Source organism: Agathobacter sp. LCP21S3_B2, assembly GCF_052118705.1.
Lineage (GTDB): Bacteria > Bacillota > Clostridia > Lachnospirales > Lachnospiraceae > Roseburia.
The window spans coordinates 146255-159947 of sequence record NZ_JBQKGQ010000005.1; the positions used below are offsets into that span (position 1 = coordinate 146255).

Genomic DNA, 13693 nt, shown 5'->3' on the forward strand with positions numbered 1-13693 from the left:
TTTATGTATAGATTTCTGTTCTTCTTTTGTCATTTAGATCACCCCTCTTTCTTTTGCCATCTGCCAGTGAAGTTTCAGATGGTCACTATGGTTCATTATTTGTAAGTTTTCAGGTCGGTTATCATTTCTGATTCCGTTTATGTGATGGACGTCCTCATAGGCTTTCAGCTTCCTGCCTATAATTCTTTCCATGGTTCTTCTGTGTTTCTTTGATTCGTATGTCCCGCGTATCACTGCATCCGGCTCGACAGCCAGCTTTGGGTTGCGCTCCCTGTTGAGCCTTGTAAGATGCGGAGCTTTATGTCCTTTGCTATGGCCCTTTACATTGAGCTCCTTGCTTCTTTCTTCTGCCAGCCACGTCTGTCTGCATTCGTTTCCGCAGAAATGCTTTTCAAATTTCAGCTTTGACGGCGGGACTGCAATTTTCTTTTTGCATACGTAGCATTGCACTTCTACTTTTTGGCTTTGCGCTTCGTCGTGGCAGGCTTTGGAGCAGTAAATTCTCTTTCTACTCGGCTTGTCTTCAAACTGTCGACCGCATTGCTTGCATGTATACTCCATCATTCTCACCTACTTCCACCGGCTCCAGCTCCTGGAACTCGGCGCCATCCATCAGCTCTCTGTCTTTCAGGATGTCTTTTCCGCTTATGCTTCTGATTCCCTGGTATTCGTAGTCCTCATTCTGCCCGCGGTTGTATCGTTTGTTGTATTCCGGATTCTGCAGCCGCTCGTATTTTCCACGCGTGGCCAGCGCTGTCCGGTTCAGCTTCTCTGCGATCAGTGTGAAATCGTAGCCTTCGTCTACCATGCGGCACAAGGTTTCCACTTCGTCCTCCGTCCATTTTCGGGGGGGGCACCGCACGGGCTTCTTATTGATTCCAAGGTCTAGGATCCTGCGCTTGATGGCTCCTTCTGAATGTCTCAGCTCTGCTGCCAGGTCGCTGTATGTATATGTCCCTTTGCTGAGTAGGTACCGGAGCTTGTCGTCTTCCGTCTTCGTCCATGCTGCGTTGTGTTGGCCGTGAAGCTGCAGCTTTTTATAATCCGCCTTGCGCTTCACATCCACCCAGTCCGGTTCTGCTCCGAGACTGTATTTCTCGAACCGGGAGAAGTCCAGGACGCTCTTGTTATCCTCGGCCCATTTCCAGAATGCATCGATGTCGATCACCCTGAAGCGATTCTTCTTCACTACGTGCCATTTGACAGGCAGTCCGTACCGGATCAGCTTGTCGCTGGTGTAGCCGAGCATGTTCTTTCCGTAAATTGCAAGCATGAGCTGGTTCAGGGATATCCTTGTGTCTCCGGCCAGGTGTGCGCCGCATCCGAGACGCTGTGCTCTGACGACTACTGCGTTCTCTGATCTGCCGAGTGCTTTGGCCAGACCTTTTATTGATACCGTTCCCCATTTATCCTGGAGATAGTTTTCCTCGGATTTTGTCCATTGTTTCTTTTTTCTAGGTGCCTCGACGAGTGTTCGTTTTCCAGGATCGGCTCTTTCCATATTCATGAATCAGGTTCTCCTTTCTAATAAATAAATTTTTCATCATTGTATTGTTCAATGCTTATTGCTCCGATTTCGTATAACCAGTCCTTGATTTCCATCTGGTCTGGATCCCACTTTTCATCAATCCACCACCTGAATACCGATTTACCATTTTCCCAACCACGCATTTTCTTGAGGCCTTTGGCTTCTCTGATTTCCAGCATCTTGTCAAATGCCCGGATGTATGCCTGCTTGTATTTTGGGTATCTCTCAAATTCGAAGTATCTATGCTTCCCGGCCATCGGGCATCCAATGCATCCGACTCTGTCCCAGCCGCATCCATACAGTGGATTGAGTTCGATTTCTTCTCGCTTTATGTACCATTGCAGGTATTCGTCGTCCCAGTCGATCAGTGGATTTATCAGGACTTTCTGTGTTCGGTAGCAATTTTCCACAATTCTGCGATTTTCATCGTTGTCAAGATTTAGGACTACCACCCCCCCCTGTCGGTTAAGTGAAAATTTTCATCATCCACTAAGTCTTTTATATTTTTCTTTGGCTTTGGAAAAGTTGCGACGCCTTGGTTTTTTCTCCGGTTTGCGCTTTCGGCCTTCCTTACTCCAGTCACGAGCTTTTCGCCAATTCCATGGTTTTCCTTCAACTCGGAGCAGCAATATCGCATCTTCCTTGTTGGGGGAGTCCCATTCCTGACGATTAGCTGCCACATCGTTTCCTTTGGATACCGGATCTCACATTCGATTCCCATGCTTCGCATTTTCTCGAATTTTCTTCTGATAAAGTAGACTGTCTCCGGTGCATCCACAGTTGTATGACAATGCTGCACCTTGAACTTGCAGCCGCTTTTCAGAGCTATGTGCGTAAGAACGGACGAGTCTTTTCCTCCGCTATCTGCGATCGTGAACGGTGAGTTTCCAGCGAGCATCTGAAGGATATCTATTGCTTGTTTCTCATAGTCCACGTCTCCTGCCTCCCTTCGTGCTCATATGTGGGTAGTCGCGGTCTGCGTATGCTTCTCTGTCCCAGGAGAGCTTCTTTCCGCACCAGTGACAGTGCGTGTGGCCGACCTGTGTTCTCTTGCCGCAAAGCGGGCAGGTGTAAAGCCCTGCTGCACGTCTGACTGCCATTGCTGGCTGTTCGTACTTCTGGCTCATCTCTGATGCCTGAGCTGTTGCTTTGCTGTAGTCTGCGACGATGTCCGCTGCTTCTGTCAGCGCATCCAGGTCGTCGTTCCATGACTCTCCACCATATTCGTTCCGGGCGATCTCTTTGATTTTGCTCTTGGTGATCTCCAGCTGTTCGATGATTTCATCGTATGTCATAGTTGCCTCCTATTCTGATTTCAGTACCTCTTTGGGATCCGCGAGTCCGAACGTCAGGAGCGCCATGTTTGCTGCTCTCACCTGGTGTTCGTAAAGGCTGCCCTGCACCGGGTATTTGACCAGGGCCTCCGGTTCCTTCTCGACTCGCATCTTATCTACGGCTCGTTGTGTTTCATCCAATCGCTGCCTGTAGCTTTCTATGGCCGGTGGCAGTCTCACGATTTTGGAGAGCTTGTCCAGCAGTTCCTTGCTGCAGTCTCCGATCATCATGTTCTTGCGCCGGTCGTACTTCATTGAGTTCCAGGATTTTATGATCGCCATCTGTGTGTTGTCCACTTCGATCAGCATGATCTTTCCATCCTTCATTGCCATCTTCAATCTTCGTTACCTCTTTTCTGCTTCCGATCTGAGCCAGGCACGCACTTGTGAAGCGCTGCTGGTACCCATCCGTCAGCTTGACTTCCATTCTGATTCCCATTGTCCTCACTCTTTCTCTGTGTAGAAGGCGTGCGCTCCGTGTGTGAATAACTTCTTCAGGTTCCTGCTATGCCAGGTGCTTTCGTCGCTGGCCTTTTCAAAGTAGAGGGCTCCTTGGCTTTCATCCCAGTGCTCTACTGTGATCAGCTCCATTGCCTTCATGCAGTCGGCATCCGGCTCCACCTTGTCATATCTGCCATTGCTCACCGGTGTGAATGCTCCGTCCTGCATGATCACTTCTTCGATCGTGTCCGGGAATCTTGTATCCCATACTCGATTCAGAACCACCAGCATGACCAGCGCCTTGCCTTCGGTGTCCTCTGATTCAGCTTCAGCCATTGCGATCTTCTCTAACATGTAGGCGTCGTTTGCATCAAAGTCCATGCTATGTATCAGCCCTGTCCGCGTTTGCTCCTGGTAGAGCTTCCACTCTGCTTCCTGGTCCTTCTGGTACTGTTCCTGGTAGTCTCTGATCATCTGAGCTTCCTTCTCTGCTTCCTCACGCTCCCGCTGATGGTATGCATCTCTTTCTCGGCTCATCTGTTCGTATTCTTCCTTGGTGTACCATTGACCGTTCTCTGCTTGGAATCGGTAGGGCTCATAGTCGTCTGGATCCGGGAATGGAGCTGCTATGCACCAGGCTCCCATGCCTGCGATAAGTACTCCGATGCAGATTCCTGGCACTGCCTTCTTCAATCTTCGGATGATTCGTTTCCGGCGTCTTCCTCTCTTTATTGTTTTATTGATCTTAGCTCTCATTGCTTTCCGGCGTTCATCCTCTGTCTGATACCTCTGCATCTTACTCACTTCCTTCTTATAAATTCTTTAATTTAGTAGTTGACTTCCGGAGCTGTTTATATTGCTCTCTAGGCTTGGCTGGGCCCGGCAGTCTGTGACAGGTTCTCCATAGGGTTGAAGAAGAACCTGTCCGCTGTTTGCTCCCTGAGTATTGTGTGGGGTAGCCGTATAGCTGTTGCCTGCAGTGCGGTCTGTTTCATCGCCGCCATCCGGGTGTATTACGCACCCACCAGTCCATGCTCCGGATGTTCTCTCTCCTGGTGTTCTCATCTGCCTCCTAGCCGCCATTGTTTTACTTGGGCTCACGCTACCTCTCCCAATTACGACGGTTGGCCGCAGGCTCCGGTTATCCGCCGAGCGGATTTATTGCATCGGCTCCGCCAGACCAGACAGTTTTTATTGAGGTGTCATGCTTCCTCTCGTTTCTTATTCAGTTGTGTTTAGGCCATCGCTGCTGCTTTGGCTGTATCGTCAATGGCTTTCTGTGCTTCCATTCCGGCCATGAATGAGTTTGTCATCATTATGACGAGGGTTCTCTTTTCCTCCGGAACGTTCGCGAGGGTTGCTGCCATCTTCTCAGCGTCGCTGAGCTGCTCAGCTGTGTATCTCTTAGCTTTTGCCATGGTGTTTCCTCCTTCCGTTTGGTGCTCTATTTTTGTGCTTCTGGGACTATTATACGTCCTATCCGCACAATCGTCAAGCATTTTTTGTTGATTGCGTGACTTTTTGTTGACTAACGCACTTTTTTGCTGTATAATCATTCATGAAAGGTGGTGAAATCGTGAAAGACCGAATTAGAAAAATCCGGCGCGATCTTGATTTGACTCAGCAGGAGTTTGCTGATCGTATCGGAATAAAAAGAAATACTATCGCTAATTACGAAACTGGAAGAAATGAACCGATCGATTCTGTGGTCTCTCTTATCTGTAGGGAGTTCGGTGTGAATGAAGAATGGCTCCGTGATGGAACCGGCGAGATGTTTGCTCCGGATGCCAGCGATGAATTGGAGGCTCTGGTTAAAAGGTACGATCTTTCCAACGCCGACCAGGTTCTGATTGAAAAATACATAAACCTGAAGGCTGGCTCACGCGAGACGATTATCGACTTCATTACTGATGTCGTGGCTGCTCTTGAAGACCTGGATCCGAATGCGAAGGCTTTTCCTTCGGGTTCTGCTTCGGAGTTGGATATCGATGCAGAAGTGGAGGCATACCGGCAGCAGCTTGAGCTCCAGAAAAAAGCGGCGGCAGGATCATCTCTCTCGAATGGTGGAAACGGAGGAGCAAATAAAAAGGAGGCGTAGTCGTGGGATTTTTTAGTAGAATTTTCTCGCGGCAAGTCGAAGCCAAACCGTCGGCTCCAATTGTGAAGCTGCCGGATGATCGCATCCTTCGGTATAAAATAACCGGAAAAAACACAGGAACCAGAAGACGCAACACGAGGCGCGTTCTTTGTGGATCCTGGGAGGCGATCTCCGACGTGGAAACTCGTACAGGCTTGCTTCCTCCGTTTACTCATGAATTGGAAATGCCAGAAGTTACGGAGGCTCAGCTTGAGCTTATGAAAAAGTTAGGAGTTCCGATGCTTGATGGGATGTATCGTTCTGATGCGTCAGCTTTGATCCAGCACGCTCTTGACGGAGTGCCACTGTTTCCTGATCGTGGCCTGCCGCGGCCAATACTTCAATTTTTAATCGAAAACAAATCACTTTCGTCTTCCTGGCTGACGTTATCAGATTTGGAAGATTTAGCGGAAGACTCCCCTGAATTGCGGGCATTGATTAAAAATTGTAAATAAAAAATCGCCCAGTGCTGCGAACACCAGGCGACCTGTTCCTCCTTGCGGAAGCTGTAAACTCTGCAATTAAAATCTTACAGCATTTTCCGTAAATCCGCAAGGGTTTATTTTTTATACTCTTTTTTTGGAGGTGGGACGATGAGGTTCTTTTCCTACGGACGAAAATCCGTATTTTCTGATAAATCAGATTCAATCGATAATCAGTTCCGGATGAACCGGGAATACTGCGAGTCGAAGTTTTCCGGCCAGGTGGATTCCTGGCAGCAGTTCTCTGATGAAGACTTCACTGGTGCGAATACGTCCCGGCCGGATCTGCAGCGTATGCTGTCTTTTATAAAGGGTGGCTTCTGCGATGTCCTGGTGGTCTATCAGCTGGATCGTCTTTCCAGGGATGTCCGGGACTTTGCGAATATCTACGCGCTCCTGGAGGAGCATGGCGTGATGTTTATTTCCATAAAGGAAAATATCGACACCACGACGCCGATCGGGCGCGCCATGATGTATGTCACAGTGGTCTTTGCTCAGATGGAACGCGAAACCATCGCGGCCCGTGTTACGGATAACATGCTGGGCCTTGCTAAAAAGGGATACTGGACCGGCGGTAATCCTCCGGTTGGCTACGTCAGGAAGCATATTGTTGTGAATGGGAAGAAGCACTGCTCCATCGATGTGGATCCAGACGGGGCTCGCTACGTGACGCAGATCTTCGATGCCTTCCTGTCTTATAACTGCAGCCTGCAGGGGATGGAGACGCGATTCAAAAACCAGGGCATCCGGACGCAAAGCGGGAAGTTCTTCTCGACAACGCAGCTGCATAAAATCTTGACCATGCCTTATTGTGTCGAGGCAACTCCGGAAGTGTACGACTTCTATGCCGCGAAGGGCTGCATCATGGATCCTGGCTCCCCGCGTGAAATGTGGGACGGATCCGTCGGTGTGATCATCTATGGCCGGTCAACCGAGAAAAACAAAAAGCACCAGGCGCAGCCGCCGGAGAAGTGGACCGTGTGCCTTGGAAAGCACAAGCCCTTCATGCCTGCTGAGAAATGGCTCGCGGTGCAGTCCCGGTTTACTCAGAATAAATGCATCAAGGATGCAAAGTGGCCGGTGCCTCTCCTGAAGGGCGTGCTCCGGTGCAAGTGCGGAAACCTGATGCAGGTCTCCAGAAAGAAAAAGGTCGACGGTACCTGTTCTTCCTGGTACTACTGCAGGAAGCGAATGAGGCAGGGTGTGGACGCCTGCGATATAGGGCAGATCAAATGCGATCTGCTGGACGAGAAAGTCCTGGAGCTGTTTCGTGGCATCGCTGCGGATCCTGCCTTGATTCAGAAATTCGTCAAAGCGGAAGCTCCGGCCGATGTTCCTGATCTGAAGGCTGCACAGGCTCGCGTGTCTGCCTGTGAGCGCAAGATCGGCCGCCTGGCTGCATCGTTAGCTCTGGCCGAGGATTCCGCTGCATCAAAGTATATCATCGCGGAAATGGAACGCCTGGACGTTGAGCTGGGTGCTCTGAAGCGTGAAGCCTCACTGGCCGAGATGGAAAGCCACCGGGCTGCTGCCAGTGCGATGGATGCCAAGGCCACGGCTGCGGAAATAGCGAAGCTGATTCATGGCCTGGATGGCTTCGACGACAAAGAAAAAAACGCGATTGCTCGCGCTGTGATTCAGGAGTGTACTTGGGACGGGGAGCGGCTTTTTATTACGCTCTAAACCTCACTATTTCATAATGGTGGGGTTCCGGTCTCATTCGAAGAGCAGTCCTTATCAGGTCTCTTATTGTAATGGGTGTCACTCCATCGGTATTTGAATTTCTTGTCTCAAGCCTCACAATATTTTTAGCCCCGACAAGCTGAAGCTCCGCCGAATCTTCAATAGTAATAATTCTCTCATCGTCCGGAATATACTGGGAAAGGGCGTTCAAAAATGTTGTTTTACCGGAACCTGTTCCACCGGATATAAATATATTGTATTTCGCCTGCGTCAGAATCTGTAAAACCCCAGCCGCTTCTGGTGAAATCGACTCTATATCTATAAGCTTTTCCATGCTCATGGGATGCTCAGGAAATTTTCTTATGGAAACGGCCGAGCCTCCAATGGAAATCGGATTTAAAACTATATTGACTCGCGAACCATCACTAAGCCTGGTATCAACTATAGGCGAAGCCTGATTGACTACTCTGTTATGGCGCCCAACAATCTGCTGTATAACGTCCTCCAGCTTTTCCTCCGATGAAAAATGACCATTAAACTCATATATTCTGCCTGCCTTTTCATAAAAAATCTCATTAGGTCCATTTACCATTATCTCCGTAACATCCTTATCATCGACAAGCTCCTGTAATATATCCAGTTTGCGCAGTGAATTAAATATAATTCGCTCCAAATCAGCGCGCTGTCGCAAAGTCATGGGGATTTCTCTGGCCTCTTTTGATACAGCCATACCGATGAGATCACAGATTTCCTCATCACTTAGCTCCTTTGACAGGTCTATTTCTGACAATACAACGTCTCTTATTCTAAGTCCAAGCTCATCCAGCACACGAAATACCCCGCGTCATATTTCTTATGACATCACCAAATTCATTCCACTTCCACATTTCAACCAGCTTTTCACAGGTGGAAACAGGTACTGCAATTACAGGTGGCTCGATTATTTTTATCCTCTCAACCACATTGCTAAGACCCCTTTCCATCAGCTCCTCTGTAAACTCGTATTCTCTCCACTGGCTTATTCCGCATTTTTTCTGTACCAGGTAAATTTCATCACTTCTGTCCAGAATATCAAAAAAGCCCTTAAATCTGGTTCCCATATTGAACACTATACAATCATAGTGCATTTCTTTTCCCAGCATCTGAAGAAGATTATTGCATATCACAGTATTTATCTCGCAGAGATTCTCTGTATTATCAATCGGATATACATAATCAAGCTTCTGGGAGTGGCCTATACAACTGTTTATCCTGTTGGTTGAATACCTTCCTGACTCAGCCATGACAAGCAGCTCATCAAGATTATGCTCCTTGCTTTGTTCAAACATCCTCGACAATCCGCTGTTTTCCTGAAAATCAATGAACAAAGCCCTCTCATTTTCGCTTAGAATGGATGCCAGTGTCATTGCAAACGGCATCTGATACTGATTATCTGCCAGCGAATATACACTGATTAACCTGGTCTGTCCCATCAATGAGCCATCCTTCTTCAAATCTCTTACTTCTCCTGCGACATGCTTTAAAATCTCATCAACTATGAAATTTACCTCCTGATATTTCTCCACAAAATATATTCCTTCCTCACTTTCAATAGGCGTCTCCTCCACAATCTGTATAAGAGGAATACCTCGGTTATTCCATTCATTAAGCTCACTTGAGAGCATTATATCTATCTGTCCGCTTAAGTTATTAAGCTCTTCCTGCCGTGTATACATATGTATTTCAAACTGGTTGTTAAAATGGTTCATGAAATAACATGTGAGTCTGTCCCCATATTCCTCATCATCAATATAGATTCCTAATCGTATTTTTTTCATCTAAAGTTTTTGTCTTCTCCTTTCCATTACCGCAGACCATAGAAATATATATCTGCAAAAACGGTCCCCAAAAGTACGTACACAGCAAAACTAACAGCTTTCCCCTGTCCCTGATAACGCACAAACCGTCCGCAAAATATACCGCTTAGGTACAAAAAGCCATCTCTCATACGACAGAACAGCTCTTTTTGCCGTACCATACTTATCAGGCCATATCCCGCTGCTGCTATGAACGCTGCAAAAATACATATCACGGTAAATTTTAAATTTGTAAATCCACATACTACTGAAAATAACTTGATATCTCCGGCCCCTAAAATACCGGAAAGATATAAGAAATATAAAATGACAACCGGAAAAATTATATCTGGAAGAAACCAGATGATGCTCGCTACCTTGCCCCCCACCAAGCGAAATAGAAACGCAAAACCAAGTCCCGTCAGAATCAGCCGGTTACTGATTCTAAAATTTTTAAAGTCCCCAATTGCTGCTACTGTAAGCAGTACATACAGCATGAGGTGTGATATCAATTTCACAATCACAATATTTTCATCACCTCTCCTTTCGTGAGACGAATTATAGCAACGTCAAATATATCTGTCTATAGGTTTTTGCAAATTAATTGTTTTTTGTAAGTTATCCACAAAATTCGACACTCACCGACATGCTAATCCACATTCAAACCCTTTATTTTACTGGTTTTTCACATGTCAAAAGCACTTTTTACAAAATCTGTGAATAGAAGAAACTCTTTTGCTTATACTTGTATTAAGACTTAATTTGTTGGAGGAATTCATGAAATTATTTAAAGCAACGCCTGTCAATTCCGGTTATAAAACCCTGCAGGATGATATTAAGAAAACCACAAATGAACTTCAAATAGTTTACAATAATCTGGAAAATGTCGTGGATCCAGACCTGATTGATTACTACATTTATCAGGCCAAGGCCGTTTCAATGCGATACAAGTTTCTCATAAACTGCGCAAAGCAACTAGAAAACATATAACTTTGTGAAAAAATTCAAAAAAACAGAGACCTCCTACGCAAGGAAGCCTCTGTTTTCGTCATTCATAAAATTTTCTGTAAGGTCTGTGCGCCCATATGTCATGCCCGCATAGACCTTCTGTGCATTTCCCATAAGAGGTGCAGATTTATCCTGTCCGGCAGCAATTTCAAAGCTCTCCCGAAGCTTTTTCATAATACCGTCTGCTTCATCCACAACAGCCACCTCAAGTGAGTATAAAGCTGTGGAAAAAAGCCTTTTACAGTATGAGTACAGTGGATAAAGCTGTCTGGCAACAGGATACTTAAAATCCAACGCTCCCATCAGCTCATCTAAAGCCGCCTGCACATCAGCTACCCCCTTTTTCAAAGCTGCACTATCACCTGAACCAAGAGCATTTCTCACATCCAGGGAAAACGCAAAATAAATATCATACAAAACTAACACAAGCCCACCGTTATTGCATTCGCACAGCCTGCGTGTGAGCTCCTGCTTCATCTCATTTTTCATCACATATTACCTCGACAATAATGAAAGCACCTGCTGCGGCAGATCGTTCGCCTGTGCCAGCACTGAAATTCCGGCCTGATCAAGAATATTTTTTGATGCATATTCCGTCATTTCTGTCGCCATATCAGTGTCCATTATGTTTGAATATGCACCTGTCATGTCCTCAGATGTCTCTGCCAGACTGTTCTCTGCATACTCCAGGCGGTTCTGGAAGGCTCCGATTCTCGAACGCACTCCAGTGACAAATTCTATCGCATCATCAAGTGTACTTAAAGCCTTCTCTGCTCCACCCTTTACAGTTACATCAACCGTATCCAGATACAGTGACTCTGTTGACACCTCAGGTATTTTAATCTTCATTTCCTGACCTTCATTGGCACCTATCTGTATAGCCATATTTCCAATATCTGAAATATCAATCTGCAGGTTTTTACTTCCCGCAGTCATATCAATATCACTGCTCAGCAGAAAATCCATCGAAAAACCGCTGTTTCCGACAACATAAACCCTGTTTCCATCAGCTCTTATGGTCTTATCCGACAAATTGCTTCCACCTGTCACAACCGCATCTGTACCATTATTTTTTGATTCAACATTGCCACTGCCGTCTGTGGTGATCTTATATCCTGCTCCTGCAAGCGCTGAAAGTGAGGCTGAAAGCGTGATGTTTACATTGCTGTCACTGCCATAATCCTTTGATGTAAACCTGATGCCTGACTGACCAACCTCCATCGTCGTGCCCGCCTCTGTTGCCGCCTGCTGCAGTGCCTGAATATACTCATCCTGCGTCATATCGGCTTTTACATTGACACTGACACCGTTTATGGAAATTGTTCCCTCTGCAGATGGCTTTACTGCCGAAGAAATGCTTCCTGATGCCTGCGTTGCCAGACGGTTAACGGTAAGCTCATATTTTCCCGCATCAACGGTATCTGAAAAATTCGTTCTGGTGATATAGCTGTTTACCTGTGTCATATTTCCGGCGGCATCCTTTTCCCTGATATAGACACGCTGGTCGCTTGAACCGTCAAGCAGTGTTTTGGTATTGTACTCTGTGTCACCGGATATACGGTCAACCTCTTTGGTGAGCTGATTTATCTCAGACTGCAGGGCCTGCTTGTCTTCTGTCGAATAAATATCACTGGCTCCCTGCACTGCAAGCTCCCTGATTCTTTGAAGCATGCTTGTAACCTCATTTAGTGCGCCATCAGCTATTCTCATGACATTCTGGGCATCTGACGAATTTGATTTTGCCTGGTCAAGAGCTGCAATCTGGGCCTTCATCTTGTTGGAAATTGCCATTCCCGCCGGATTATCCTCTGCCGAATTTATTTTATATCCGCTTGAAAGTCTCCTCATTGACTGTGATAATCTGTTTTCGGTGCCAAGAAGCTGTCTGTTTGCTCTAACGGCACTCATATTTCTATTTATCTTCATTCAAATTCCTCTCTATAATCCTAAAAGCATCCCTGCTGTTATATTAACAATCCTTGTCATGTTAAATATATCGAACATATCAAAAAAATTCTTAATAGTATAATTTGCATTTAACTGCAAATCGTATTATAATAGGCACATTAAAAGACTAATAGGAGGAAACAATAATGGCTAGAGTTACCAAGGACACTATGATTGGCGATCTTCTTCAGATTGACCAGAACGTGGCACCATTACTTTTAAATATCGGCATGCACTGTCTTGGATGCCCATCATCACAGATGGAGACAATCGAAGAGGCTGCCATGGTTCACGGACTTGACCCTGATGATCTTGTTGTTGAAATCAACACATTCATCGATCACGATTTGGGTTAATTTATCACACAAAAACGGCTTGCGCATGTGCAGGCCGTTTTTTATAGCTATTAATTAAATTAAATTTTAAAGTGCCTCTAATACCTTAAGCGCATTCTCCTTCAAAATCACATTGCCATGCTCCTTGAAAAAAGCCTCGGCAGCCTGTGTATAATTCCTCTGATATGCGTATTCTGACACTATGTTACATACCTTGTTGAACTCCTGAGGAGTGTGCTCTCCCTTGTGGGCGACAAGATAATATTTATTTTCTGAAGCATTCTTGTACAAATCATTTCTGCCCTTGTAAAAGCCTGAAAGCACATGTGCCATTCTGCAGACCTCTTCAAATCTGTCAAATTCAAACATCTTTACTATATCTGTCTGCTCACTGACTTTTGCAGTTGCAGTGTCATTCTGCTCCTCTTTTGCTTCATCCTCAGCCTCTTTCTTAAGCCTCTCAAACAAATCCAGAATATCATCTGCACCCTTTATAACAGGCGCCTTCTTCGCATCCGGTATTGCATCAAAATCTTCATCCGACTCCGAAAACCTGGAAAATCTTGTATCCAGCTCTTCAGGATATTCAACCTTTGTGATAATAAGGACTATAGATTCTGACGGCAGCGGAATCGCCTCCACCATCAACGGAATATCGTTTGTCTCAAAGCCAAATTCATCATTTGCCTGTTCTATCATATCTCTGAAAAGATTTTTTGCTTTATCTGAACCATAAGCCAGTTCGCTTAATTTAATATGTCTGTCCGCCAAATCCTCACTGGTCAGCGTACAGCGAATCTGATTATCATTTACTTTCTCGATTTTCATTCAAATCATATCCTTCTCTGAAAATTTTCTATAATTTGCAAAACTATTATAATAAACAGTCGTCATAATGTAAAGCATACAGGCTATTAAAAAAAAATAAAAAAGTTGTTGCAAAATTGTTACAGGTATGATATA

At 45.8% G+C, this 13693-nt stretch carries 20 protein-coding genes; 5 read left to right on the top strand and 15 right to left on the bottom strand.

From position 1 onward, the window contains the following. Nucleotides 1-33: 33 nt before the first annotated feature. The 9 genes from ACTQ1L_RS05415 to ACTQ1L_RS05455 form a co-directional block, all read right to left on the bottom strand. Nucleotides 34-564, bottom strand: coding sequence for an HNH endonuclease (locus ACTQ1L_RS05415; protein WP_441365827.1), 531 nt, complete (start codon nucleotides 562-564; stop codon nucleotides 34-36). Continuing rightward, the gene (locus ACTQ1L_RS05420) at nucleotides 524-1507 is read right to left on the bottom strand and encodes a hypothetical protein (RefSeq protein WP_441365829.1); all 984 of its coding nucleotides are present in this window, start codon (nucleotides 1505-1507) and stop codon (nucleotides 524-526) included. The genes ACTQ1L_RS05415 and ACTQ1L_RS05420 overlap by 41 nt, the downstream gene beginning before the upstream one ends. A gap of 17 nt (nucleotides 1508-1524) precedes the next feature. Beyond that, nucleotides 1525-1980, bottom strand: coding sequence for a phosphoadenosine phosphosulfate reductase domain-containing protein (locus ACTQ1L_RS05425; RefSeq protein WP_441365831.1), 456 nt, complete (start codon nucleotides 1978-1980; stop codon nucleotides 1525-1527). Beyond that, nucleotides 1974-2462 carry a phosphoadenosine phosphosulfate reductase domain-containing protein gene (locus ACTQ1L_RS05430; RefSeq protein ID WP_441365833.1) on the bottom strand — a complete coding sequence of 163 codons (489 nt, stop codon included), beginning with the start codon at nucleotides 2460-2462 and terminating at the stop codon, nucleotides 1974-1976. Before ACTQ1L_RS05430 ends, ACTQ1L_RS05425 begins: the two co-directional genes overlap by 7 nt. Further along, nucleotides 2452-2823: a hypothetical protein gene (locus ACTQ1L_RS05435; protein WP_441365835.1), complete on the bottom strand. Its 372-nt coding sequence runs from the start codon at nucleotides 2821-2823 to the stop codon at nucleotides 2452-2454. Before ACTQ1L_RS05435 ends, ACTQ1L_RS05430 begins: the two co-directional genes overlap by 11 nt. Nucleotides 2824-2832: 9 nt before the next feature. Continuing rightward, on the bottom strand, nucleotides 2833-3195 hold the full coding sequence (locus ACTQ1L_RS05440) for a hypothetical protein (RefSeq protein ID WP_243278978.1): 363 nt from the start codon (nucleotides 3193-3195) through the stop codon (nucleotides 2833-2835). 111 nt (nucleotides 3196-3306) lie between these two features. After that, nucleotides 3307-4098, bottom strand: coding sequence for a cell wall hydrolase (locus tag ACTQ1L_RS05445; RefSeq protein WP_441365836.1), 792 nt, complete (start codon nucleotides 4096-4098; stop codon nucleotides 3307-3309). A 27-nt stretch (nucleotides 4099-4125) separates the two neighbouring features. Further along, nucleotides 4126-4368, bottom strand: coding sequence for a hypothetical protein (locus ACTQ1L_RS05450; RefSeq protein ID WP_158421690.1), 243 nt, complete (start codon nucleotides 4366-4368; stop codon nucleotides 4126-4128). A 170-nt stretch (nucleotides 4369-4538) separates the two neighbouring features. Then, entirely contained in the window at nucleotides 4539-4721 is a 183-nt protein-coding gene (locus ACTQ1L_RS05455) for a hypothetical protein (RefSeq protein ID WP_441365838.1), read from the bottom strand. A gap of 158 nt (nucleotides 4722-4879) precedes the next feature. Between ACTQ1L_RS05455 and ACTQ1L_RS05460 the strand changes: the two genes are divergently transcribed. The 3 genes from ACTQ1L_RS05460 (at nucleotide 4880) to ACTQ1L_RS05470 (ending at nucleotide 7605) form a co-directional block, all read left to right on the top strand. Next, nucleotides 4880-5401, top strand: coding sequence for a helix-turn-helix transcriptional regulator (locus tag ACTQ1L_RS05460; RefSeq protein WP_195566555.1), 522 nt, complete (start codon nucleotides 4880-4882; stop codon nucleotides 5399-5401). Nucleotides 5402-5403: 2 nt separating this feature from the next. Further along, nucleotides 5404-5895 carry a hypothetical protein gene (locus ACTQ1L_RS05465; protein ID WP_441365839.1) on the top strand — a complete coding sequence of 164 codons (492 nt, stop codon included), beginning with the start codon at nucleotides 5404-5406 and terminating at the stop codon, nucleotides 5893-5895. Nucleotides 5896-6033: 138 nt separating this feature from the next. Beyond that, a complete protein-coding gene (locus ACTQ1L_RS05470; RefSeq protein WP_441365841.1) occupies nucleotides 6034-7605 on the top strand; it encodes a recombinase family protein in 1572 nt (523 codons plus the stop codon). Here the strand turns inward: ACTQ1L_RS05470 and ACTQ1L_RS05475 are convergent. Genes ACTQ1L_RS05475 through ACTQ1L_RS05485 form a run of 3 tightly spaced genes read right to left on the bottom strand, consistent with a single transcriptional unit; the run spans nucleotide 7595 to nucleotide 9958 of the window. Then, nucleotides 7595-8395 (bottom strand): CpaF family protein, encoded by an 801-nt coding sequence (locus ACTQ1L_RS05475; RefSeq protein WP_441365843.1) that lies wholly within the window; start codon nucleotides 8393-8395, stop codon nucleotides 7595-7597. The genes ACTQ1L_RS05470 and ACTQ1L_RS05475 overlap by 11 nt on opposite strands. A 28-nt stretch (nucleotides 8396-8423) precedes the next feature. Then, complete coding sequence (locus ACTQ1L_RS05480) at nucleotides 8424-9422, bottom strand: hypothetical protein (RefSeq protein ID WP_441365845.1); 999 nt, start codon at nucleotides 9420-9422, stop codon at nucleotides 8424-8426. 26 nt (nucleotides 9423-9448) lie between these two features. Next, nucleotides 9449-9958: a prepilin peptidase gene (locus ACTQ1L_RS05485; protein WP_441365847.1), complete on the bottom strand. Its 510-nt coding sequence runs from the start codon at nucleotides 9956-9958 to the stop codon at nucleotides 9449-9451. Nucleotides 9959-10217: 259 nt separating this feature from the next. Between ACTQ1L_RS05485 and ACTQ1L_RS05490 the strand changes: the two genes are divergently transcribed. Then, a complete protein-coding gene (locus tag ACTQ1L_RS05490; protein WP_321110432.1) occupies nucleotides 10218-10430 on the top strand; it encodes a DUF2508 family protein in 213 nt (70 codons plus the stop codon). A gap of 33 nt (nucleotides 10431-10463) precedes the next feature. Here ACTQ1L_RS05490 and ACTQ1L_RS05495 read toward each other — a convergent pair whose 3' ends face one another. Further along, nucleotides 10464-10937 (bottom strand): flagellar protein FliS, encoded by a 474-nt coding sequence (locus tag ACTQ1L_RS05495; RefSeq protein ID WP_441365848.1) that lies wholly within the window; start codon nucleotides 10935-10937, stop codon nucleotides 10464-10466. Nucleotides 10938-10943: 6 nt separating this feature from the next. Continuing rightward, the gene (locus tag ACTQ1L_RS05500) at nucleotides 10944-12374 is read right to left on the bottom strand and encodes a flagellin N-terminal helical domain-containing protein (RefSeq protein ID WP_441365850.1); all 1431 of its coding nucleotides are present in this window, start codon (nucleotides 12372-12374) and stop codon (nucleotides 10944-10946) included. 167 nt (nucleotides 12375-12541) lie between these two features. Between ACTQ1L_RS05500 and ACTQ1L_RS05505 the strand changes: the two genes are divergently transcribed. Further along, complete coding sequence (locus ACTQ1L_RS05505) at nucleotides 12542-12751, top strand: DUF1858 domain-containing protein (RefSeq protein ID WP_012740965.1); 210 nt, start codon at nucleotides 12542-12544, stop codon at nucleotides 12749-12751. Nucleotides 12752-12817: 66 nt separating this feature from the next. Here ACTQ1L_RS05505 and ACTQ1L_RS05510 read toward each other — a convergent pair whose 3' ends face one another. Further along, nucleotides 12818-13558: an adaptor protein MecA gene (locus ACTQ1L_RS05510; RefSeq protein ID WP_441365852.1), complete on the bottom strand. Its 741-nt coding sequence runs from the start codon at nucleotides 13556-13558 to the stop codon at nucleotides 12818-12820. Nucleotides 13559-13693: the final 135 nt, after the last annotated feature.